Genomic DNA, 21761 nt, shown 5'->3' with positions numbered 1-21761 from the left:
GGGGCAGAATCGGATCTGACGGAGTTTGCCATCAATCAATTTGCGGCAAATTCAAGCTGACAAAGGCTCCGGTGAGAGGGGCTTTCGTCTGGGCTCGCGAAATCCTCCATACTCGTTCAGAGTGTAGATAGTCGTACAGGTGTTTATGATTAGCTTCATCAGCGCCTGAGAAGGATTATGGACGTTGTTGCTGCGGAAGCGATATTCGCAATAGTAGTACGGCCGTCTCCATTTAGGCACTCGGCCGTAATGCTTGCGTACGAAAGCGCGAGCCCTTCTGAACATCAATTGCATGGCTCGTCTGACGATCGGCTGTTGGGCCGATCGTTTTTGGCGATCCCAGAAATCGAATAGCGGTCCGGACTCAATATTGTACATAGCGTATCTAATTTTGTTAAGCAGCCGTCTTGCAGTGCGGTATTGGAGCTTTAACGTATTGCCGAGCCTACGCGCCGAACACCGGCGTCCGGATGCGACCCAATACAACGCAACCATCCAATAACGAAGGGGCAGCTTGGTGCGGTGCATTAAAGTGTTGGAGGTGAGGGAGGTTTGCGTCTTGCAATTGATGCATTCGTACACGTTTCTCGTCTTGATCACGCTATATCGCATTTCGCCGCACTTCGTACAGATGAAACCGCGTGGCCAGCGGATGGAGAACAAGTAGTTTCGGCAAGTCTGCTCATCAGGAAAACAAGCCAAAAACTTACGAATAGACATCAAGTCAAACCCCTCCTTCACTCATCTAAACGAACGTTTGTTCCTATTTTCATTTTACCAAACATACGTTCTGTTGTCGATGATTAATTTTAAAATTCTGCCTCTATTTTTGGATTTTTGTGGAACTCCGTTGCGATGTTGTATGTCCATTTTGACCTCCCTGAGTTAATGGCAAAGGGGGGGCTCGACTGTGTGTAGAGTCACTGGCAAGAAACCAGGACGGCTGGCTTAGAACAATATATTACTCAGGTTGGCCTTAAAACGAGAAACTTCATCGAAACTCGGGAGATTGTCGGTAATTGTGAGGTCGAGGATGTAGAGTATGTCGAGTATGTAACTGCACATTACTTCAGGTTGGGTCAAAATGAGACACATCATCGAAACTTGGGAGAGCGCCGGTAGTAGAAAGGTCGAGGAAAGTAGAAAATGTAGCTGCACATGACTCAGGTAGGAGCAAAATGAGATACATCATCGAAACACGGGAGAGCGTCGGTAAGTCGAGAGGTAGAGGGGAATAGAAATGTAGCTGCACATGACTCAGGTAGGGCCAAAATGAGACACATCATCGAAACTCGGGAGAGCGTCGGTAAGTCGAGAGGTAGAGGGAAATAGAAAATGTAGCTGTAGATGACTCAGGAAGGGCCAAAATGAGATACAGATGCGTTGCAGGAAGTGTCGCAGAGGAAGGGAGAGAGAAACAGGCATTCTCAGGATGAGAATGCCTGTGCGGAGCGGGAGAGCTTATGCGCCGGCGCCAGCGAGGCCGGCAAGGAGAAGCAGCGCGAGGAAAAGGAGCGGCAAACCGTTGAAGATAGTGCCGAGAATTGCGAACACTTTCTTGTAGCCGGGGCGCGTTAGGGCGACGATGCCCAGGATGAGCCCCACGATGGAGAGAAGGATCAGCAGCGGATAGAGGATCATGTAACCGATATACGGTTGGATTTTGTCCACGATCTCTTCGTCGCTCATCAGTCGATTGCCGTATTCGTCCACAATCTGCGTAATATCGATAGCTTGAAACAACAAGCTAATGATGACGATTGTCAGGACGATGAAGGACAAGAAGCCGACAATCGACAACACGAAGGATGCGATCCCTAGTCCGCTATGCTTGAGCGGAGCGACGTGACCCGGAGCTGGAGAAAAGGGGCCGCGGTTCGCAAATTGTTCATCTTTTTCGAACGGTTCGTTCATGACTTTCCACCTCATTCACGATATGATAGTTGTTGGAGTGCTGTCCAAAATCTAAGGAGGATAACCTCACATGAATAAGTATACAAAAATTGGGGCCCTTGCGGCTATGTTTTCTGTTGTTCTCGGTGCATTTGGTGCGCATATGTTGGAGGATAGGCTGACGGCAGACGCGCTTGACGTATACGACACCGCGGTCCAGTACCATATGTTCCACTCCGTCGGCATTTTGCTAATCGCTTTGCTGATCGATCGTCTTCCAGCGCCCAAGATGGCGATTTGGGCAGCCAGATTGCTTCTCGTCGGTATCGTGTTGTTTTCCGGCAGCTTGTACGTTCTTGCTCTTAGCGGGGTCAAAGTGCTTGGCGCGATTACGCCGCTCGGAGGCGTCGCGTTTATCGCGGGCTGGATCTGTCTGGCTCTGGCTTCCCGAAAGAGCAAACAGTAGGAAAACAAAGGATACACATCTCTATTAATTGGTCTATAATAGATATGTTATTCATGAGTATTTGCCCATGGCGGAGGAAGGATGTAGCCTCGTGAACGGATGGTCCGACGAAGGACTTTGGCTGGCAGGTATCGCCGGCGTCGCAGCACTGACCGCAAGCGCCGCTTCATTAGGCTGGATATTTTCGCGCAAACGTTATCGGGCCAGGCAATCTGGCCCTGCTTACCAATGGGAATTGTTGAATTCGCTTTATAACCACAGCCCGATCGCTTTTGCAGTCATAGATCGGCAGGGACGATTTCTGGACATTAACCGCGATCCGTCCGATATGGTCGGATACGGCAAAGAAGAGCTCAACGGCATTTCGTTCGAGACGCTGCTGGCGGAAGAGTCCCGAGAGCAGACCAAGCTTATTTTTCAACGGACGCTTCAAGGGGAAACTTGCACGAGGGAAATCAAGGTCATACATAAGCAGGGACACGCAATCGATCTCAACATCCATACTTCGCCGTTGATCAGGAGAAAAAGGCCCATCGGCCTTCTCGTATTCATTGAAGATATCAGCGACCGAAAGCGCTCTCTTGAGCGTATACGCTACATGGCCTATTACGACGATATGACGGGACTGCCGAACAGACAGTTTTTTATGAACAGGCTCGAAGAGAGGCTGCAAACCGCCAAGGAGGGCGGAAGACCTCTGGCCGTCTGTTATATTGACGTTGACCATTTCAAGCTGATCAATGCGTCGTTCGGCCGGGATTTCGGCGACATGCTGCTGTTGCAAATCGCCGAACGGCTCAGTCGCAGCTTATCCGTGCCCGGAGACTTGGCTCGCATGGAGGGAGACGAGTTCGCGGCTTGTCTGGATACGCTGGAAAGCGCGGACGAAATATCCGGACGTCTCGACGGTCTAATATCCGTTATGAAGGAGCCGTTCGAATTGAGCGGCGTTCCGGTTCACGTAACGGTAAGCATCGGCGTTGCGGTCAGCGCGGACGGGACCGGTGACGCCGCCACGATGCTTAAACGGGCGGATACCGCTCTGCACCGCGTGAAGGTTAACGGTAAGAACGACTATATGCTGCATTCCTGCGACATGGATCATATTGCGCTGGAGAAGCTGACGATTCAGCACGAAATGCGCAGGGCGCTGAGAAACAAGGAATTTATTTTGCACTACCAGCCCCAATACGCCCTGGCTTCCGGTCAAATCGTCGGCATGGAGGCGCTGGTGAGATGGCGGCATCCCGAACGCGGGCTTGTTCCTCCTGGCGAATTTATTCCTGCGGCGGAGGAAAGCGGACTGATCGTGCAGCTCGGCGAGTGGGTGATCGAGGAGGCCTGCAGACAGAATAAGGAGTGGCAGAATGAAGGTTTGCTCAACATACCGGTATCTGTCAATCTATCTCTTCGACAATTTACGCAGCGAAAGCTGACAAGCAAAATTTCCGAGATTTTGCGCAAAACCGGCCTGCATCCCCGTTATCTGGAGCTTGAAATTACCGAAAGTATGACGATGGATGTCGAGCGCGCGTCGCAATATTTGAAAGAGCTGACCGAATTGGGAGTCAGTATCAGCATTGACGATTTCGGAACGGGATACAGTTCGTTTCATTATTTAAAAAATTTGCCGATCGCGCGTCTGAAAATCGACCGATCCTTCGTTAGGGACATTGAGCAGAGATCGAGCGATGCCGCGATCGTTGCCGCAATTATATCGATGGCGCACAGCTTGCAGATGCAGGTCGTTGCCGAAGGAGTCGAGACGAAGGATCAGGCTCATTTTCTTCGTTCGTATCGCTGCGACGAAATGCAGGGTTACTATGGCAGTCCCCCCCTGCCGAGCACGGCGCTTAAAGAATTGTTGTCGGAGAAATTTAACCGTCCCGCACTGCCCAATTATCACTAGACCTCCATCCCATACACAGAGCGGAAAAGAAGCGCTTCGGCGCTTTTTTTCTTTATTTTCGAGTGTGAAAAATAGGATCCCTGGATTTGTCAATAGGTCAACTTTCACCTTGACACACACAATATCTTGATATAAATTGGATCTTGTCGCTATACATATTGTGTCGAGTTCACGGGAAGGAGAATGGATGGCATGCTGATCGCCTATGATTCGAGGACGGGTAACGTACGGAGGTTCGTAGAGAAATTAACGCTTCCTTCGGTTCAAATCGAGGAATCTATGGCTCTCGATCAGCCCTTCGTTCTCATTACATACACGACCGGTTTCGGGCAAGTTCCGGAGAAGGTCGTCGCATTTTTGAAGAAAAACCATCAGAAGCTGCGCGGGGTATCCGCAAGCGGCAATCGTAACTGGGGAACCGGATTCGCGCTGAGCGCCGATCGCATCTCCGAGATGTACGGAGTGCCTGTTGTCAGCAAGTTCGAGCTGTCCGGGACTTCCAAAGACGTGGAAAGATTTGAAGAGGGGGTGCAAGCAGTTGCGTCATATTGAACTGAACAACTTGCTGATGCAAAGGGATACGGAAGGCTTCTTCCAACTGGATAAGGACCGAGAAGCCGTCTCGGAATTTATGGAGGATGTCTATCGCAAAAGCTTGAAGTTCGCCTCCCACCTCGAGAAGGTCCGCTACATGCTGGATAATAACTACTACGCAGATGTGTATAAGCTTTATACGGAAGAGGAAGTTAAACAAATCTACGAACTAACCCACGAGTATCGCTTTCAATTCAGATCCTATATGGCCGCCTCCAAGTTTTATACCGACTATGCCGTCAAGACGGACGACAAAACGCTATATCTTGAGCATTTCCCCGACCGGGTCTCGATTGTGGCGCTGCATTTGGCCAGAGGGGATTTCAACGTTGCTCGTTCTCTGGCGGCTTCGATGATGGAGCAGCGGCTGCAGCCGGCGACGCCGACGTTCCTGAACGCGGGCAAGAGTCGGCGCGGAGAGATGGTATCCTGCTTCTTGCTGGAAATGGACGATTCACTCAATTCGATCAATTATGTGATCGGCACATGCATGCAGCTCTCCAAAATCGGCGGAGGCGTAGCGGTGAACCTGTCGAAGATTCGCGGGCGCGGCGAGGCAATCAAAGGCGTCGAAGGCGCCGCCAAGGGCATTATGCCCGTGCTGAAGCTGATGGAGGACGCGTTCTCGTACGCTGACCAGATGGGACAGCGCAAAGGGTCGGGCGCAGGCTATTACAATATTTTCGGCTGGGACGTCATCGAGTTCCTTGACAGCAAAAAGATTAACGCGGACGAGAAAACTCGTCTGAAGACGTTGTCGATCGGTCTGATCGTGCCGGACAAGTTCTATCAGCTTGCAGAGCGTAACGAACCGCTGCACGTATTCGCGCCGTATACGGTGTTTAAGCACTACGGCAAACATCTGGACGACATGGATATGGACGAAATGTACGATGCGCTGCTTGCCGACGACCGGGTGAAGAAAAAAGCGGTCATGAGCGCGCGCGACATGCTCGTCAAAATAGCCACGACGCAGCTCGAGTCCGGTTATCCCTACATGATGAACAAGTCCAACGCCAATCGCGCTCATGCTCTTAAAGATATCGGCGACATTAAGATGTCGAATCTGTGCACGGAGATTTTCCAGCTACAGGAGACTTCGGAGATCGGCGATTATTTCGAGCCGGATACGATTCGCAGAGACATTAGCTGCAACCTGGCTTCGCTGAATATCGCCAATGTAATGGACACGCGCAAAATCAAAGAATCCGTGCATGAAGGCATTATCGGTCTAACGGCGGTAAGCGACATGACGACGGTCGCCAACGCCCCCGGCGTCGCCAAAGCCAACGCCGAGCTGCACTCCGTCGGATTGGGCGCCATGAACCTGCACGGCTACCTGGCTAAGAATAAAATCGCTTACGAAAGCAAGGAAGCCCGCGACTTCGTCCGTACGTTCTTCATGATGATGAACTTCCATTCCATCGAGAAGAGCATGGAGATTGCAAAAAGCACGGGCGTTACTTTCCATGGCTTCGAGCGTTCCGAATATGCGAAAGGCACTTATTTCGATCGTTATTTGACGACCGACTACCGTCCGACGACGGAGCGGGTGAAGCAGCTGTTTGCGGGCATCGACATTCCGTCGCCTGCGGATTGGGCGGGCCTGAAGATCGACGTGGCCGAGCACGGGCTGTACCATGCATACAGGCTGGCGATCGCGCCGACGCAGAGCATCTCGTACATTCAGAACTCGACTTCGAGCGTGATGCCGATCGTCGAACCGATCGAAACGCGCACCTACGCCAACTCGACGACGTATTACCCGATGCCGTTCCTGAGCAAAGACAATATTTTCTTCTATAAATCGGCTTATCAAATGGACCAATTCAAAGTGATCGACATGATCGCGGAAATTCAGCCCCATGTGGATCAAGGCATCTCTGCCGTTCTGCACGTCAACAGCGACGTGACGACGCGTCAGCTGTCCAGATATTACGTCTATGCGGCCAAGAAGGGCCTTAAATCGCTCTATTATACGCGTACGAACCGTCTGTCCGTAGAAGAGTGCGTAACCTGCTCGGTGTAAGTGAGCGGCAAGGCAACGAGCGATAGAAACGAGGAGGACGAACGCCGATGTGCGCCTTAAAAGCCGTGAACTGGAACCGGCCTGACGACGATTTTACGATTACGTTCTGGAATCAGAACATTATGCAGTTCTGGACGGATGAGGAAATTCCGCTCTCGGACGATAAAATGGATTGGATGAACTTAAGCCCGCAAGAGCGAGATCTGTACATGAAGGTGCTGGGCGGTTTGACGCTGCTCGACACAGTGCAGGGCGGCGTCGGGATGCCTCGCATTCTGGAGCATGTCGACGGGCTGCAGCGCAAAGCCGTACTCGGCTTCATGGCAATGATGGAACAGATTCACGCCAAATCCTACAGCAGCATCTTCACGACGCTGGCGTCCACTGAAGAGATTGACGGCGTTTTTCGCTGGGTAGAAGCAAATCCGTATTTGCAGACGAAGGCCGATACGATCGTGCAATACTACAATAACATCGATTCTCAGCGCAGCCTGTTTCTGGCGATGGCCGCTTCCGTGCTGCTGGAAAGCTATTTGTTTTACAGTGGATTTTTCTATCCGTTGTACTTGGCCGGGCAAGGGAAAATGACGAGCAGCGGCGAGGTCATCGACCTTATTTTACGCGACGAGAGCATCCACGGGCTGTATGTCGGCGTGTTGGCGCAGGAAGTGTACGCCAAGCTCGACGAGAGCGAGCAGAAGGAAGTTTACGAGGTGTTGTACGGACTTCTCATGCACCTGCATCAGAATGAAGAGAACTACACCGATCAGCTCTACTCGGCGATCGGGCTCGCCGAAGAGGTTAAGAAGTTTGTGCGCTATAACGCCAACAAAGCGTTCATGAACATGGGCTTCGCCCCGGTCTTCCCGGAGGAGGACGTTAATCCGATCGTATTCAACGGCATCAGCACGAAGACGAAGCAGCATGACTTTTTCTCGAAAAAGGGCAATGGCTACGTTCGGACAATTCATGTAGAAGCGATGACGGACGACGATTTCGTGTTCGATTTCGATAAATAAGCAACGGTGCATACAAAAACTCGCACAAGGGGAAAACCTCTGTGCGAGTTTTATTTTGTGAGCCTTTTATTCTACGAAGTCGTCGATTTCGTTTAATCCCACCGTGTACACTTGCTTCTCGTCCACATGATACGCGGTGATGAGCCGCTTGTCGGAGTCATAGTTGAGGATACGGCAAGGGATGCTCAGCTTCACTCCAAGACCCTTGTTAATGTTCAGCCGAATCAGCTTGCCGCTTTCGATGAAGAAGCGGATGCGCAGCTCCAGCGGGTTCGGGTCGGGAGAGTGGACGGGGGCCTTTTTCGCCGGTGGAGGCGGAGAAGGCCGCGCTTTCGCGCTGGAGGCAGACGCCGAATGGTCCGTCACAAGCCGATAGTGGTCCAGGTCAGAGCTTTTTAATTGTAAAAGCAGTTGTTTCAAAGCCTCCGCCCTGTTCGGAGAAGAGACTTTGAACTCCACGAGAAATTTATGGGAGTCATCGATATTCGTAGAATTGTCAGTCATGAAGATGCCTCCGTCGCCATGCGTAGTTCATTAAAACCATGTCCTAACTCCCAATATACCACGAGAAGGGCGCCTAATATAGGGGTGAGGGTTCAAATGCCCTGAAAAAAATTTCTATATGCGCATATGTTATCGTAAACGATCTCTTATAGCCGAACACCTATGAAAGGGGATGCAATAGGCATGGTCAACGTGATGCCGCTGCAAATCGGGGATTGGACCGCGATTGGCGTCGAGGTGCTGCTGCCGAAAACGACTCTTCTGGCGGTTACCGCAGGTCAAGGGTACATTATGTGCGGTGCGCTGGACGTCCAACTGCTTAATGAGAGGTTGAAGGATCGCGCAATTATCGCGGGCCGAGCCGTCGGGGTGAAGACGATCGAGCAGCTGCTTGACGCACCGCTCGAATCGGTGACCGACGCCGCGCAGGCGCTCGGAATTACTGTCGGCATGCGCGGGCGGGACGCGGTTAAGCTGATGGCCCAAGCTGCCGTATAACCTCGAAACCAGAGAGTTAGTCGAACAGCTTGCGCAGGTTTTCCTCGTAAGGAGCGGTCACGATGCCCTTCTCGGTCACGATCGCCGTGACCAGCTCGGCGGGCGTGACATCGAAGGCCGGGTTGTACACGGCAATGCCTTCCGGAGCGGTGCGTTTGCCGAAGCCGACCGTGACTTCGTCGGAATGGCGCTCTTCGATCGGAATATCGGCGCCTGTGGGCGTCGATAAGTCGATAGTGGAGAGCGGACAAGCGACGTAAAACGGAATGCCGTGCGCCTTGGCGAGCACGGCTACGCTGTAAGTGCCAATCTTGTTAGCCACGTCCCCATTGGCGGCGACGCGATCCGTGCCGACGATTACCGCTTGTATCCAGCCTTTAGACATGACGTGTCCGGCCATATTGTCGCAAATCAGCGTGACGTCCACGCCTGCGCGTTGAAGCTCGAACGCGGTTAAACGCGCGCCCTGGAGTACGGGACGGGTTTCGTCCGCGAATACTTTCAGTTGAATTCCCTGTTCTAGGGCGAGGTAGAACGGAGCGAGCGCCGTTCCGTATTTCGCCGTCGCCAAGCCTCCTGCGTTGCAGTGCGTCAGCACGCCCATGCCGTCTTTGAACAGCGTCAGCGCGTGCTCGCCGATCAGCCGATTGGTCGCTTCGTCCTCGGCGTGAATCTGCTTCGCTTCATCCAGCAGCGCTTGCGTGGCCTCCGCGGAGGCCACGCCTTGCTCTGCTAGTGCCCGGGCGCGCGCCTTCATCCGATCCAGCGCCCAGAACAAGTTCACTGCAGTCGGCCGGGATGTCGCCAAATGCTCGGCCTGGCGCTCCGCTTCGGCCGCCCAGTCGGCCGTGCTGCCGATGAAGTCTTGCACGCCCAGCACAACGCCGTAGGCTGCGGCAATGCCGATGGCCGGCGCACCGCGCACCTTCAGCTCGCGGATAGCCTCCCAGACGTCCTGCGTCGTCGTCAGCCGCAGATAAACCGTCTCTTCCGGAAGCAGGCGCTGATCCAGCAGCGACAGCGCATCATTATCCCAGATGAGGGACTGAAGCACCTCAGGTGTGGGTTGTTGCGATTCCTTGGTCATTCTTTCGTTGCTCCTCTCGATTGGTATGCTCTGTGCTGTACGTCGTGCGTTATGCCCGGGAGGCGGAATCGGCGATGTTAATGATTTCCTCGATAGAGGTCAATTGACGATTGCGTTTGATCAAGGTTGTGCCGATAGTCAGCGCAAGCCTTTGCGCTTTGGCGCGAACGTCGGCATCCGGAATTTTGTCAATGTCGGCGACATGAGCGAGACCGACGATGCGGCGGACGGCTTTCGCCCCGGCGAATCCGGCGGCGTCCTGAAGCAGCCGAAGCATATAATCGTCCTGATATTCGGCCGTTCGAGCGATGCGATCCGTGCCGTGTTCGTTCCACAGCTCGCGGAATTTCCGTTCGAAACCGTGCCAGATGTCTCCGATCGTATCGGTCAAATACTGCCTGCGCGCCTTGCGGGAAGCTTCGTCCGCAGACCAATGCTCCTGCGACGCATAGTGCAGCAGCAGGTTGGCGAACACAGCGCCGATATCGAAGCCGATCGGCCCGAAGTAGGCGAACTCGGGATCGATGACTTTGGTCGACTGTTCGGTAATAAAGATGCTGCCGGTATGCAAATCGCCGTGCAGCAGCGCTTGCGCATGGGTCAGAAACTTCTCGCGCAGCCTCGCGACCTCGAAATGCAGCTCTTGATCGGACCAGAGCCGTTCGGCGTCCGCTTGCAGGTGCGAATCGAAGCTGTTCGTGTCCGCATTCGTGTACGGATGGTCGAAAATGAGGTCCTCTGTAATTTTGCACAAGTCGGGATTGACGAAGGAACGGGTCAGCAGCTTCTTCTCCTGCTGGTTCATGCCCAGGTCGGACGTGAAAAACAGCGTTCTGGCGAGGAAGTCCGAGATATGTTCGGCAAACAGCGGGTAGACGCCGCCTTCGATCAGTCCTTGGCGCATAATGACGTGGCTGCTCAAGTCCTCCATGACCGTAAGCGCCATGTCGTTATCGGAATGGTATACTTTCGGCACAAGTCCCGGAGCAAACCGCTCTTCAAGGATAAGCGCTTCGCTTTCGATACGGGCGCGGTCCAGCGACAGCGGCCAAGATTCTCCGACAACCTTGGCGTACGGCAGCGCCTGCTTCACGATTAGGCTGGCTCCTGTGGAAGCTTGGCTGATATGGAAGACCAGGTTGAGGTTGCCGTCGCCGATCTCGCGGCAGCTCAGCTCGCCTTCCGGGCCGAATATGCCGGGGACGCTTCGGGCGATCCCGATCGCTTCTTGTTCGGTTAACGGATGATAATTACTCATGCGATATTCCCTCCATATAGTTATCCGACAGGTTCAGTTGTATTTTATAGCGAAACGGTCTGTATGTTAGTATAAATCACTTTCCGCCCGGAGGGAAGATTCGCGCACGACTAGGCGATGCGGGATGATCTGGCGGGTCGTGATTTCAATATCCTTCATGAGATTAAGCACCATTTGGGAGGCGGTGTAGCCGAGCTGATAGGTTCCGACGTCTACGGAGCTGATCGGAGGGATCGTAAGCTCCGACAAGGCGATATTGTTAAAGCTGACGATCGCGACATCTTGCGGCACGCGGATGCCGAGCTCGGACAAGCCCTTAAGCACGCCGAAAGCGACGACGTCGTCGATCACGACCAGCGCGGTCGGAGGCTCCGGCTGCGACATGATCGAAGCCATCGCCCGATAGCCGCTCTCGATGAGGAATTCTCCTTCGACAACCCAGCTTTGCTTAAACGGAAGGCCCGCTTCCGCCAGCGCTTTCGTATAGCCATTCATCCGATCCTGGGTCATGGCCAGCTTTGTCGGCCCGCTGACGAAGCCGATCCGCTTCTGTCCCTGCGCAATCAAGTGCTTCGTCGCATCATAGGCGGCCTGTACGTTATCGTTGTCCACCGGCGGCACATCCACGTAATCGAGACTTCTGCCGATGAGTGTAAACGGTATATTTTCCTTGCGCAAAAAATGAATAATCGGATCCGAGGAACGGGAGTACAGCAAAATAAGGCCGTCGATACGGCCTCCTTTGACGAGCCGGGCGACGGTGTCCAGCTCCTCCTGTTCGTTGCTGCCCCCTGCCATCAGCAGATCGTAGCCTGCGCGGGTCAGTTGAGCCAGAACCCCGCGGATCAATTCATAGAAGAAAAAGTTGAGAAGCAGCTCTTCGGCCGGCTTCGGAAAGATGACGGCAATCGTCCGGGTCGTTCGGGAGACGAGACTTTTCGCCATCAGGTTCGGATGGTATCCGAGCTCTTCCATAATTCTTTTGACTTTTCGGCTCGTCTCGGCGCTGATTCGGGGATGCTCGGAGATGACTCTGGATACGGTGGACGGCGATACTCCGGCCGCCTTGGCTACGTCTTTGATCGTGACGGTCATGTCATTGGCCTTCCTTTGCGAACAATTTAGTAGAGGTTGTTCAAAAAGCCTCAGGCCTTGTGAACGCGAACTAATAGTTTTATTGTAGCCGATCTGTGCGAAGAGTACATGAGATAAGCGGTTTTTTTTGTGCATTCTATTATGCGCTGTGGCGCAAAGATTGTGCCACAAATTGCACAAAATCGAAATTTGGAGAAAATTCAAATAGGGGAGATATCCTGAGTAAACAGCAGTATTATAGGTTTTTTCTTCTGTTTTTGATATGTGCAAACGATTTACAAAATGAGATTTAAGATTATGATATAAAGTAGTTCCATAAGCGCTTTCATTTATTGAACCTGCACAAGTATGCTCGGTTACTGGGCTGTTTGTCATTTTTTTGCCTTTTAGTTCAAACGTTTGCACATGGAGAACGGTGAATTTTGCAAGGGAGGGAAAAGCAGGAGCGATAAAGAGGTAAAGCGCGACAAATGAAATCATTGAAAGGGGTACGAAAAACCTATGAAAAAAGTGTATGCAAGCACGCTGCTGACGATGGCGCTTCTGTTGTCCGCTTGCGGGGCGAACAATGGCAATAACGGCGGAAGCGATGCGTCGTCTTCCCCAAGTTCGAGCGCTCCTGCCGCTACGGAAAGCGCAAGCTCCGCTCCGTCCGAGCATGCCGGAGAAGAGGAGTATGCTCCAGAAGAGGGAGCGAAGCTGGTTGTCTGGTACTCTGCGAGCGAGAAAGCGTTGATCGACGAAGCCGCTAAAGCATTTAAAGAGAAGTACGGCATCGACATCGAATATCAGGACGTAGGCCCGGACAAATCGATCGAAAAAATGATTACAGACGCTCCTGCCGGCGTTGGCGCGGACGTATTTCTCGCCGTACACGACCGTCTCGGCTCGGCCGTTCAAGCGGGCGTCGTGCTACCGAACGACCTGCACGAGGAAGAGTCGAAAGCGAACAACTCCGACAAATCCGTCGAAGCTTGGTCGATCGACGGCCAGCTATACGGCTATCCGATGTCGGTAGAGACGACGGCGGTGTTCTATAACAAAGACCTGTTCGCAGATACAAACGGTGAAGCTCCGAAGGACTGGAACGGCGTCATCGAATTCGCGAAAAAGTTCAATGACGCAAAGGCGCAAAAATACGCCTATATGTGGGAAGTCGGCAACGGGTACTGGAGCTGGGGCTTCTTCGGCGGCTACGACGGTTACGTGTTCGGCAAGGACGGCACCGACGCTTCCGACATCGGTCTGAACAGTGCAGGTTCCGTGGAAGCGGCGAAATTTTTCGGCAGCCTGAAGGATCAGATTCTGCCGATTACGGCGGCTGACATTAAAGCGGATATCAAGACAAGTCTGTTCAACGAAGGCAAGCTGGCGATGAACGTCAGCGGTCCATGGCAGACGGGCGAGTTCAAGAAATCGGTGGCCAACCTGGGCGTCATGGAATATCCGACGCTGCCGAACGGCAAGCCGATGATGCCGTTCTCCGGGGTTAAAGGCTTCCTGGTCAATGCGTATTCGCAGTATCCGATCGCAGCTAAGCTGTTCGCGGAGCTGGTATCCTCCGAGGAGTTCCAGGCGAAGAACTTTGAGCTGTTCGGCAGTCTGCCGTCCAACAAAAATGTGGCGGCAAGCGACAAAGTCAGCGGCGATCCGTTCGCGAGCGTGTTCCTGAAGCAGTTCGACAATTCCACGCCGATGCCTAAAATCGCCGAGATGAACGCGTTCTGGTCGACGCACGAAGCGGCTCTCGCTTCCCTCTGGAACGATAAAGCCGACCCGCAAGCGACAATGGACGATTGGGCCAAGAAAGTGAAGGACGCGATCGCTTCTTCGCAATAACGCCAAAAGCAACGCAACCATGCGCCATCCACCCGCCGCCTCGCGGCGGGTGAGACGGCTTAACAGGAAGGAGAGGGCTCAGCTTGAAGCATCGCGCTGCAACGGCGGGTTGGCTTTCCGTAATTTGCGCGGGATTGGGCCAATTGTACAATCGGCAGTATTTCAAAGGTTTGACTTTCATTCTGATTTACGCGGCAGGCATTTATGCCATCGCCGCTAAGCTTACTCCCCACTTAAAGGGCATCGTTACCCTCGGGGAGCAGGGGCAGCATCTGATAAAAGTCGGCAAAGTATTCAAAAACGTTCCCGGCGACCATTCCATTTTCATGTTGATTTACGGGGTATTGGCGATTCTCGTCGTCCTGATCCTACTGCTGTTCTACGTTTTGAATATTCGCGATGCGGTCGTCGTCGGCCGGAGAATGCAAGGCGGCTCCGAGCTGCGGGCGCTGAACAGCAGCGTCTTCCCTTGGCTGCTTCTGTCCGTGCCGATGCTCGGCGTGCTGTTCTTCACGGTTATGCCGATTGTGTTCACGTCGCTGATCGCTTTTACGAACTACGCGTCGCCTAATCATATTCCGCCGAAAAACCTGGTCGATTGGGTCGGCTTCGCCACCTTCGACAAGCTGTTTAATATGAACGTCTGGAGCAATACGTTCGTCGGCGTTCTGAGCTGGACGATCGTATGGGCGATTCTGGCCACGGTGACCTGTTATTTCGGGGGCATTCTCGTTGCGCTTTTGATCAGTCAACACGGTATTCGGTTCAAAGGCATCTGGAGAATGCTGTTCATTATTCCATATGCGATTCCGCAGTTTGTTTCGCTGCTCATTATGAAAAACCTGTTGAACGAGAAGTTCGGTCCGATCAACCAGTATTTCCGCTACTTCGGGATGGAGGGTTTGCCGTGGCTGAACGACCCGTTCTGGGCGAAGGTGTCCGTCATCGTCGTTAATATGTGGATCGGCATCCCAGTATCGATGATTCTCGTCATGGGCATTCTCACGACGATTCCGAAGGATTTGTACGAGGCGGCGGAGGTGGACGGAGCGACCGCTTGGGCGAAGTTCCGCAACATTACGATGCCTTATATTTTATTCGCGACGGCGCCGATTCTCATTACGCAGTTCGTTGGCAATATCAACAACTTTAACGTCATTTTCCTCCTGACCGGGGGCAATCCGGCTACGATGAAATACAATAACGCCGGAGAAACGGACCTGCTCGTAACCTGGCTGTACAAGCTGACGCTCGATTTCAACCAGTACAACATCGCGGCAGCCGTGTCGATTCTGATCTTCCTGTTCATCGCGGCCGCGGCCATCGTCATGTTCAGGAGAACGAGATCGTTCAACGAGGAGGACATGATCCAATGAAACCGCGTCTGTTGTTCAGTTACGTGCTGCTGGCGCTTATCGCCGTGGCTTGCATCTATCCGGCTCTGTGGACGGTTTTGTCCTCCTTTCGCGTCGGGAATTCGCTGTTCAGCGATCATTTTATCCCGACCGCTTGGACGCTTGATCATTACCGCGACCTGTTCCGGGTGCGCGCCGACCGCTCGATTCCTTACGCCAACTGGTACTGGAATACGCTGAAGGTGGCGACGGCGAGCATGGTGCTCGGGACGCTTATCCAACTGTTGACCGCGTATGCGTTCTCGCGTTTTCGCTTCAAAGGACGCAAGGCGATGATGATGCTTATTCTTATTCTAGGCATGTTCCCTGGCTTCTTGAGCATTATGGCGGTATTCATCATCCTGAATACGATCAACCTGCTCGATTCGATCTGGGCGCTTATTCTGGTGTATTCCGCCGGAGCCGCGCTCGGGATGTTCGTCGCCAAAGGCTTCTTCGACACGATTCCGCGAAGCCTGGAAGAGGCGGCTCGAATTGACGGCGCAAGCCATATGTCGATTTTCATGCGCATCATTTTGCCGTTGTCCCGACCGATCATTACGTACATTTCGCTCACGACGTTTGCCGGCGCATGGGTCGATTTTATTTTCGCGCGCGCGATTTTGCGGACTCCGGAAAACTGGACGCTCGCCGTCGGCCTGTGGAGCATTATCGATTCCTACAACAGTACCGAATTTACGCTGTTCGCCGCAGGCTGCGTGCTCGTCGCCGTGCCGATTACGCTGCTGTTTATGTACACTCAGCGCTTCCTTGTGGACGGACTGACGGCCGGAGCGTCCAAAGGATGAGGCGCGGGGCGAAGGGCTCGCTCGCGCTCCTCGCAGCCACGGCTTTGCTGCTAGGCGGCTGCACGACTTCCGCTCCGAAGGAATCCGCAGTCTCGAAGGAATCCGCTATCCCGAGTGAAACCTTCGTCACTGAGGAATCCGTCGCTCCTGCAGAGGGACCTTCGGGCGTGTTCTACGAGGTGTTCGTTCGCTCGTTTGCCGATTCCAACGGCGACGGCATCGGCGATTTGAACGGCTTGACGGCCAAGCTCGATTACCTGGACCGGCTCGGAGTGGACGGCCTGTGGCTGATGCCGATTCAGCCATCGCCCAGCTATCATGGCTACGATGTCACCGATTATTACGGCATCCATCCGGATTACGGCACGATGGACGACTTTCGCAAGCTGCTGCAGGAAGCGCATCGCCGCGGCATCCGCGTCATTATGGACCTCGTCGTCAACCATACGAGCTCTGAGCATCCGTGGTTCGTCGATTCGGCTCAGGGTGCCGGCAGCAAGTATCGGGATTGGTATACCTGGGCGGAAAATGCCGAGCAGGCGACGCCCTCCGATGGGGCGACGGGGTCCGATCCGTGGCATAAAGGCGCACACGGGAGTTACCTCGGCGTATTCTGGGGCGGCATGCCGGATTTGAACTTCGACCATCCCGAAGTGCGTAAAGAAATGGTCGCTATCGGCCAATACTGGCTCAAGGAAGGCGTGGACGGCTTCCGCCTGGATGCGGCCAAGCACATCTTCGGAGATTTTAAGTCGACGATCTCCACGCCGGCAGTGCAGCAAAAAAACAAAAGCTGGTGGCAAGAGTTCCGGCAAGGCCTGAACGCGGTTAATCCCGATGCCTATCTTGTCGGCGAGGTGTGGGACGGCGCTGCAATCGTCGCGCCTTATCTGGACAACGCGCTCGATTCGGCTTTTAACTTCGACCTGGCGGGCACGCTGCTTGGCGCCGCGGCTTCGGGCAAGTCGTCCGGCATCGGCTTTACGCTGTCCCGCATGCACGGCTATTTCGGCAAAGTGTCCGGCGGACGATTCGTCGATGCGCCGTTCCTGTCCAACCATGATCAGACCCGCGTCTTGAACGCGGTCGGCGGCAGCGTCGATCGTGCCAAGCTGGCGGCTTCGTTGCTGCTGACGATGCCGGGCAACGCTTTTGTCTACTACGGCGAGGAACTAGGCGTCGCCGGCATAAAGCCGGATGAGAAGCTGCGTGAGCCGTTTCCATGGACGAGAAAGGGAGGTTCTCCCGAGGAGACGACGTGGCAGAACTCTTCCTACCGTACAGAGGAAGCGTCTGTCGAAGCCCAAGAGGCGGATCCGAAGTCGCTGCTGAACCACTATCGAAAGCTGATCTCCTGGCGGGCGCAATTGCCTGCGCTGCGTCTCGGTACAATTGCGTCCTACGATGCGGGCAATGAGTACGTCACCTCTTACTTGCGTGCGAGCGGTGACGAGAAGGCGCTGGTGCTGCACAATATGTCCGAGCAGTTGCAGACCGTAACGCTGCCGGAAAGTAACGCGGGCCAGACGTCTTTCGCTAAGCTGACGTTGACGACTGACGACGCCGCTTCGCTGGATGGGCGGACGATCTCTTTGCCTCCTTACACGACCGTTGTTTTGATACCTTAATGAAACTTTTTGCAAAATAGGGACTGCCCCTAAGTAAGGTCGTACACAATAATCGATTAAGAAAAAGTGCATATATCTCCTGGAGACTGCCTCATACGGTCCTGTAACCACCTCTTAACGGGTTTACTCATTCAAGTTTCAGGATCGTATAGCATCGGAAGGAGATATATGCACGATAACCTTCTCAATCGATTATGTTTTTGTACGACTTTTTTATTTACTTAGGGGCAGCCCTCTATTTGCGTTGGCACGAACGCCTATCCCCCCGGCCACATACAATGAACCACTCACACGAATGACTGGAGAGTGGTGCGGGTGGACATTCAATTATCGGCGATTCACTGGGTGTATGTGGCGTTTATCGCTTTTATTCTCGCTTTGCTCGTGAAGCGAAGAGATACGACGCTGGTTTGCGTTGCGGGAATTTTCACGCTTGGCCTGATCGCAACCGAAAGTCTGGGCGGCTCGGTGGCGGGTATTTTCAACAGCTTTATCTATGCGACGAAGGAACTGCTAAGCACGATTTTCATCATCTCGATTATCGTGGCGATGAGTCGTGTGCTCATCATTACGGGCATCAACGAAACGATGATTAAACCGCTTACAGGCTTCCTTCGGACGCCAACGCTCGCGTTCTGGGGCATCGGCATTATTATGCTGCTGACTTCGCTCTTCTTCTGGCCTTCTCCCGGCGTCGCACTGATCGGAGCGGTGCTGCTGCCGGTGGCGCTGCGTGTCGGCCTTCCCGCGCTCGGAGCGGCGGTCGCGATGAATCTGTTCGGCCATGGCATTGCGCTGTCCGGCGACTATATTATCCAAGGCGCGCCGAAGCTGACAGCGGACGCGGCGGGCTTGCCGGTGTCCGAGGTGATGGCGGCCAGCATTCCGCTTGTTATCGTAATGGGGCTTGTAACGACTGTGGCCGCATTTTGGATGATGCGCCGCGACATGAAAAACGGGAAGTGGAATGACGGATTGGTCGCCGCCAGTCGTGAGGAGGCGGGGGCAAAAACGGCTGTGAGTCTGCCGGATTCGGTTAAAAGATCGCTGGCCATCGCCATTCCGATTCTGTTCGCCGTCGATGTCGCGGCCATGTTCGCCTTCGACCTGCAAGGGGGCGATGCGACGGCACTGATCGGCGGCACGGCAGTGCTCATCCTGATCGTGACGACGATGGTGGCGCACCGAAACAAGGGATTGGAAGAGACGACCTCATATTTAATAGAAGGCTTTCAGTTCGGATTTCGGGTGTTCGGCCCGGTCATTCCGATTGCCGCGTTTTTCTATCTCGGCGACTCGGCGTTCCGGGAGCTGTTCGGGGACGGCGCTCTGCTCGGCTCGCACGGTATCGTCAACGATCTTGGCGTTGCGCTGGCCAACTCCGTGCCGATGAACGGAGCGGTCGCTTCGGTGACGCTGACCGCGACCGGCGCCATTACCGGGCTAGACGGCTCTGGCTTCTCGGGCATCTCCCTCGTCGGCTCGGTCGCGCACATGTTCTCCCTCGCGCTTAGCAGCGGCGCCGCGACGCTGACCGCTTTGGGCCAGGTGGCGGCGATCTGGGTCGGCGGCGGAACGCTCATTCCTTGGGCGCTGATTCCCGCCGCGGCCATATGCGGCGTCAGTCCGTTCGAGCTGGCTCGCCGCAACCTAAAGCCGGTGCTGATCGGACTGACCGTTACGACGATTGTCGCGATGTTCCTTGTATAGAGAGCTATGGCCGATCCGCCCATCGTCGTCTCGACGCGCGCGGATCGGCTGTTTTAGAATAATAAATAAAAATGAACCGTTTGCCGAGTTGAACAATCTAACGGATAAGGATGTTCAGCTTGCCTGCTCGGGCGACCGCGAGGCCTCAAGGCTTGTCCGGGACATGCAGGGAGCTGTACAGAATGGCGCAAACGCTGCTGCACGGGGATGAGGACTGCGCAGACGCGATCCAGGAGGCGATTATGAAAGCTTATCGGAGCATCCCCAAGCTGCGGGAGCCGGCTTATTTTCGCACCTGGATGTTTCGGATTCTCATTCATGAGAGCCGGCGAATCTATCACAACAAACAAGAGGATGCTCCCGATGGACGTTCTTCCCGACCGCGAGGCTCCGACAGGGGAGACGGATCTTGATTTGCGGGATGCGGTCAATCGATTGGACGAGCCTCTTCGCACGCTCGTGAAGCTGCATTACTACGCGGATTTGTCCTTGGCGCAAATTGCGGAAATTATGGACGTGTCCGAGGGGACGCTGAAATCGAGACTGCACCGGGCCAGGCGGCAGCTGGTCAAATGGCTGAATGTATCCGAAAGGAGCGAGATCAGGTATGAATGTTGAGGAACTGGAAAAGAGATTTCAAGGCGTCGAAAAATGGGAAGAATCGAGCATTCCGACAGCCGTTGCGCAGAGAATTGAACAGACGCTGGCGGCTTTGCCGGAGCGAGGCAAGTAAAGATCGATGGCGGTAAGAACAAGGGCGCTGGCCGCTGCAGTCGTTGCCCTGGTCGTTGTCGGCGGGGGGATTGCGGGTTATGTCGGGAATAATAGGTCAGAGCAAGTAACCAAGCAGCCTTTGGCGTCGTCTACGACGCAAGCTGGCATAGATCCGGGGCAGGTTCATAACGAGATTTCGGAGCTGAATTCGCGGATTACCGCAGATGTGTTGCGGCAGTCGATCCTTCAGCGTAAGAAGAACAAAGTTTCCGGGGAGGTGGTGTCGGATCAGGGTATTCGCGTGCAGCTTGGCACAATTGTGAGCGACGGTTACGGCCTATCGATTCGTTATTCAATAACTGCGGATGAGCCGATTGCCAACTATGATCTGAGCGCAGCAATCCACTTGGACGGACAAACGATCGGGTACGCGGGGAAGACGAAAGAGGGACAATACGGCCTTTTTCGCAACGATGTAGAGAGAATTGACTCGAAGCGTTACGAAGGCATTTTATCGACGGAGGATTACGCTTTTGAAGGGGCTCGTTTGCAGCACGCGGATTTGGAACTGGACATTTCGAAGATCGGTTCCGTGTCAGGGAAATGGGTATTTAGCGCCGAGGTGAAAAGAGAAGGGCCTCCGCTTATCATTTCATATGAAAAAAGCAATCTGGTAAAGACAAGTCCTTACGGAACTTTAGAGTTAAGAAAAGCCGCGTTCTCGACGGTAGCGACGACTTTCGATTACCGATTTACGCAGTCGGATTCCACAGAAAACCGATTTTATGGCGTGGAGGTTGAGGATGATCAAGGATATCCGTACGGTTCGAAGACGCTGAGGCCGACTGAAAACGATGGCGTTGTGCAAATGAGCTTCCCGCCTATTACACCGGAAACGAAAAGTCTGCTGATCAAGCCGCTCTATTGGGACTGGAAACCTCTGGACAAGCAGGTGAGCGGATTGGTAAAAGCAGAGCCATCGCCTGATGATCCATTCGTGCTTCCGATTGGTGGAGGCAGGCAACTTGTCGTTACAGCCATTGAAAGAAGTTCGAATCGTACGGTCATCCGTACACTGCCTTCCTCCGGCGAGGGCGTCATTTTCTCCGTGTATGATCAAGAAAACAGCCAGCTACCGTACATCGATTCGAAATATGGGGAAGAGAACGAAGTGATTTTTGCACCCGTTGCCTCTAATGCAAAGCTTAAGATAGTGGCGGAGGCGACCGGCAAGATGGTTTACTTGACAGAGATGGAAATCCCGGTCGACCTGCCGTAAACCCCTCTGCGCTGCTTACTATGCTATAATGAAAGC

21 protein-coding genes are annotated in these 21761 nt (G+C 53.9%); 15 read left to right on the top strand and 6 right to left on the bottom strand.

The annotated features are described in order from the left end of the window. Positions 1 to 51: 51 nt before the first annotated feature. Both J4772_RS07185 and J4772_RS07180 read right to left on the bottom strand, forming a co-directional pair. Entirely contained in the window at positions 52 to 720 is a 669-nt protein-coding gene (locus J4772_RS07185; protein ID WP_209074686.1) for a transposase, read from the bottom strand. Between the two features lie 741 nt (positions 721 to 1461). Then, entirely contained in the window at positions 1462 to 1914 is a 453-nt protein-coding gene (locus J4772_RS07180) for a hypothetical protein (RefSeq protein ID WP_116059220.1), read from the bottom strand. Positions 1915 to 1984: 70 nt separating this feature from the next. Here J4772_RS07180 and J4772_RS07175 point away from each other — a divergent pair, with 70 nt between their 5' ends. From J4772_RS07175 to nrdF, 5 genes are all read left to right on the top strand, one after another. Continuing rightward, the gene (locus J4772_RS07175; protein WP_209074685.1) at positions 1985 to 2359 is read left to right on the top strand and encodes a DUF423 domain-containing protein; all 375 of its coding nucleotides are present in this window, start codon (positions 1985 to 1987) and stop codon (positions 2357 to 2359) included. 91 nt (positions 2360 to 2450) lie between these two features. Then, positions 2451 to 4268: a putative bifunctional diguanylate cyclase/phosphodiesterase gene (locus tag J4772_RS07170; RefSeq protein WP_246016402.1), complete on the top strand. Its 1818-nt coding sequence runs from the start codon at positions 2451 to 2453 to the stop codon at positions 4266 to 4268. A 192-nt stretch (positions 4269 to 4460) separates the two neighbouring features. After that, complete coding sequence (gene nrdI, locus J4772_RS07165) at positions 4461 to 4820, top strand: class Ib ribonucleoside-diphosphate reductase assembly flavoprotein NrdI (RefSeq protein ID WP_209074684.1); 360 nt, start codon at positions 4461 to 4463, stop codon at positions 4818 to 4820. Further along, on the top strand, positions 4807 to 6891 hold the full coding sequence (gene nrdE / locus J4772_RS07160; RefSeq protein WP_209074683.1) for a class 1b ribonucleoside-diphosphate reductase subunit alpha: 2085 nt from the start codon (positions 4807 to 4809) through the stop codon (positions 6889 to 6891). Before nrdI ends, nrdE begins: the two co-directional genes overlap by 14 nt. A 47-nt stretch (positions 6892 to 6938) precedes the next feature. Then, the gene (gene nrdF, locus J4772_RS07155; protein ID WP_209074682.1) at positions 6939 to 7910 is read left to right on the top strand and encodes a class 1b ribonucleoside-diphosphate reductase subunit beta; all 972 of its coding nucleotides are present in this window, start codon (positions 6939 to 6941) and stop codon (positions 7908 to 7910) included. A gap of 66 nt (positions 7911 to 7976) precedes the next feature. Here nrdF and J4772_RS07150 read toward each other — a convergent pair whose 3' ends face one another. Then, positions 7977 to 8414, bottom strand: coding sequence for a hypothetical protein (locus J4772_RS07150; protein ID WP_116059214.1), 438 nt, complete (start codon positions 8412 to 8414; stop codon positions 7977 to 7979). 183 nt (positions 8415 to 8597) lie between these two features. Between J4772_RS07150 and J4772_RS07145 the strand changes: the two genes are divergently transcribed. Beyond that, positions 8598 to 8912 (top strand): YunC family protein, encoded by a 315-nt coding sequence (locus J4772_RS07145; RefSeq protein ID WP_116059213.1) that lies wholly within the window; start codon positions 8598 to 8600, stop codon positions 8910 to 8912. A gap of 16 nt (positions 8913 to 8928) precedes the next feature. Here the strand turns inward: J4772_RS07145 and mtnA are convergent, their stop codons facing one another. The 3 genes from mtnA to J4772_RS07130 form a co-directional block, all read right to left on the bottom strand. Continuing rightward, complete coding sequence (gene mtnA, locus J4772_RS07140) at positions 8929 to 9999, bottom strand: S-methyl-5-thioribose-1-phosphate isomerase (protein ID WP_116059212.1); 1071 nt, start codon at positions 9997 to 9999, stop codon at positions 8929 to 8931. A 49-nt stretch (positions 10000 to 10048) separates the two neighbouring features. Next, on the bottom strand, positions 10049 to 11257 hold the full coding sequence (mtnK, locus tag J4772_RS07135; protein WP_209074681.1) for an S-methyl-5-thioribose kinase: 1209 nt from the start codon (positions 11255 to 11257) through the stop codon (positions 10049 to 10051). 66 nt (positions 11258 to 11323) lie between these two features. Beyond that, the gene (locus tag J4772_RS07130) at positions 11324 to 12487 is read right to left on the bottom strand and encodes a LacI family DNA-binding transcriptional regulator (RefSeq protein WP_256442682.1); all 1164 of its coding nucleotides are present in this window, start codon (positions 12485 to 12487) and stop codon (positions 11324 to 11326) included. A gap of 366 nt (positions 12488 to 12853) precedes the next feature. Here J4772_RS07130 and J4772_RS07125 point away from each other — a divergent pair, with 366 nt between their 5' ends. The 9 genes from J4772_RS07125 (at position 12854) to J4772_RS07090 (ending at position 21725) form a co-directional block, all read left to right on the top strand. Beyond that, positions 12854 to 14191, top strand: a complete 1338-nt coding sequence (locus J4772_RS07125; protein ID WP_209074679.1) for a sugar ABC transporter substrate-binding protein — start codon at positions 12854 to 12856, stop codon at positions 14189 to 14191. A gap of 83 nt (positions 14192 to 14274) precedes the next feature. Continuing rightward, positions 14275 to 15567, top strand: coding sequence for a carbohydrate ABC transporter permease (locus J4772_RS07120; protein WP_209074678.1), 1293 nt, complete (start codon positions 14275 to 14277; stop codon positions 15565 to 15567). Further along, on the top strand, positions 15564 to 16394 hold the full coding sequence (locus tag J4772_RS07115) for a sugar ABC transporter permease (protein WP_116059207.1): 831 nt from the start codon (positions 15564 to 15566) through the stop codon (positions 16392 to 16394). The genes J4772_RS07120 and J4772_RS07115 overlap by 4 nt, the downstream gene beginning before the upstream one ends. Then, positions 16391 to 18022 carry an alpha-amylase family glycosyl hydrolase gene (locus J4772_RS07110; RefSeq protein ID WP_209074677.1) on the top strand — a complete coding sequence of 544 codons (1632 nt, stop codon included), beginning with the start codon at positions 16391 to 16393 and terminating at the stop codon, positions 18020 to 18022. The genes J4772_RS07115 and J4772_RS07110 overlap by 4 nt, the downstream gene beginning before the upstream one ends. A gap of 315 nt (positions 18023 to 18337) precedes the next feature. Continuing rightward, complete coding sequence (locus J4772_RS07105) at positions 18338 to 19732, top strand: hypothetical protein (protein WP_116059205.1); 1395 nt, start codon at positions 18338 to 18340, stop codon at positions 19730 to 19732. A gap of 182 nt (positions 19733 to 19914) precedes the next feature. Further along, on the top strand, positions 19915 to 20145 hold the full coding sequence (locus J4772_RS07100; RefSeq protein ID WP_209074676.1) for a sigma factor: 231 nt from the start codon (positions 19915 to 19917) through the stop codon (positions 20143 to 20145). Then, the gene (locus J4772_RS07095) at positions 20096 to 20350 is read left to right on the top strand and encodes an RNA polymerase sigma factor (RefSeq protein WP_209074675.1); all 255 of its coding nucleotides are present in this window, start codon (positions 20096 to 20098) and stop codon (positions 20348 to 20350) included. Before J4772_RS07100 ends, J4772_RS07095 begins: the two co-directional genes overlap by 50 nt. Beyond that, complete coding sequence (locus tag J4772_RS37300; protein ID WP_256442681.1) at positions 20340 to 20465, top strand: hypothetical protein; 126 nt, start codon at positions 20340 to 20342, stop codon at positions 20463 to 20465. The genes J4772_RS07095 and J4772_RS37300 overlap by 11 nt, the downstream gene beginning before the upstream one ends. 6 nt (positions 20466 to 20471) lie before the next feature. After that, positions 20472 to 21725 carry a hypothetical protein gene (locus J4772_RS07090; RefSeq protein WP_209074674.1) on the top strand — a complete coding sequence of 418 codons (1254 nt, stop codon included), beginning with the start codon at positions 20472 to 20474 and terminating at the stop codon, positions 21723 to 21725. Positions 21726 to 21761: the final 36 nt, after the last annotated feature.

The organism is Cohnella sp. LGH, from assembly GCF_017671885.1.
GTDB classification, from domain to species: Bacteria; Bacillota; Bacilli; order Paenibacillales; family Paenibacillaceae; genus Cohnella; species Cohnella phaseoli.
This window is presented reverse-complemented; position numbering and strand designations above follow the sequence as displayed.

Excerpts from the sequence above, each read along its gene's own strand:
- J4772_RS07185 (WP_209074686.1), bottom strand. The coding sequence starts at position 720 with ATGTCTATTCGTAAGTTTTTGGCTTGTTTTCCTGATGAGCAGACTTGC.
- J4772_RS07180 (WP_116059220.1), bottom strand. The coding sequence starts at position 1,914 with ATGAACGAACCGTTCGAAAAAGATGAACAATTTGCGAACCGCGGCCCC.
- J4772_RS07175 (WP_209074685.1), top strand. The coding sequence starts at position 1,985 with ATGAATAAGTATACAAAAATTGGGGCCCTTGCGGCTATGTTTTCTGTT.
- nrdI (WP_209074684.1), top strand. The coding sequence starts at position 4,461 with ATGCTGATCGCCTATGATTCGAGGACGGGTAACGTACGGAGGTTCGTA.
- nrdF (WP_209074682.1), top strand. The coding sequence starts at position 6,939 with ATGTGCGCCTTAAAAGCCGTGAACTGGAACCGGCCTGACGACGATTTT.
- J4772_RS07150 (WP_116059214.1), bottom strand. The coding sequence starts at position 8,414 with ATGACTGACAATTCTACGAATATCGATGACTCCCATAAATTTCTCGTG.
- J4772_RS07145 (WP_116059213.1), top strand. The coding sequence starts at position 8,598 with ATGGTCAACGTGATGCCGCTGCAAATCGGGGATTGGACCGCGATTGGC.
- mtnA (WP_116059212.1), bottom strand. The coding sequence starts at position 9,999 with ATGACCAAGGAATCGCAACAACCCACACCTGAGGTGCTTCAGTCCCTC.
- mtnK (WP_209074681.1), bottom strand. The coding sequence starts at position 11,257 with ATGAGTAATTATCATCCGTTAACCGAACAAGAAGCGATCGGGATCGCC.
- J4772_RS07130 (WP_256442682.1), bottom strand. The coding sequence starts at position 12,487 with ATGCACAAAAAAAACCGCTTATCTCATGTACTCTTCGCACAGATCGGC.
- J4772_RS07125 (WP_209074679.1), top strand. The coding sequence starts at position 12,854 with ATGAAAAAAGTGTATGCAAGCACGCTGCTGACGATGGCGCTTCTGTTG.
- J4772_RS07115 (WP_116059207.1), top strand. The coding sequence starts at position 15,564 with ATGAAACCGCGTCTGTTGTTCAGTTACGTGCTGCTGGCGCTTATCGCC.
- J4772_RS07110 (WP_209074677.1), top strand. The coding sequence starts at position 16,391 with ATGAGGCGCGGGGCGAAGGGCTCGCTCGCGCTCCTCGCAGCCACGGCT.
- J4772_RS07100 (WP_209074676.1), top strand. The coding sequence starts at position 19,915 with ATGGCGCAAACGCTGCTGCACGGGGATGAGGACTGCGCAGACGCGATC.
- J4772_RS07095 (WP_209074675.1), top strand. The coding sequence starts at position 20,096 with ATGGACGTTCTTCCCGACCGCGAGGCTCCGACAGGGGAGACGGATCTT.
- J4772_RS37300 (WP_256442681.1), top strand. The coding sequence starts at position 20,340 with ATGAATGTTGAGGAACTGGAAAAGAGATTTCAAGGCGTCGAAAAATGG.
- J4772_RS07090 (WP_209074674.1), top strand. The coding sequence starts at position 20,472 with ATGGCGGTAAGAACAAGGGCGCTGGCCGCTGCAGTCGTTGCCCTGGTC.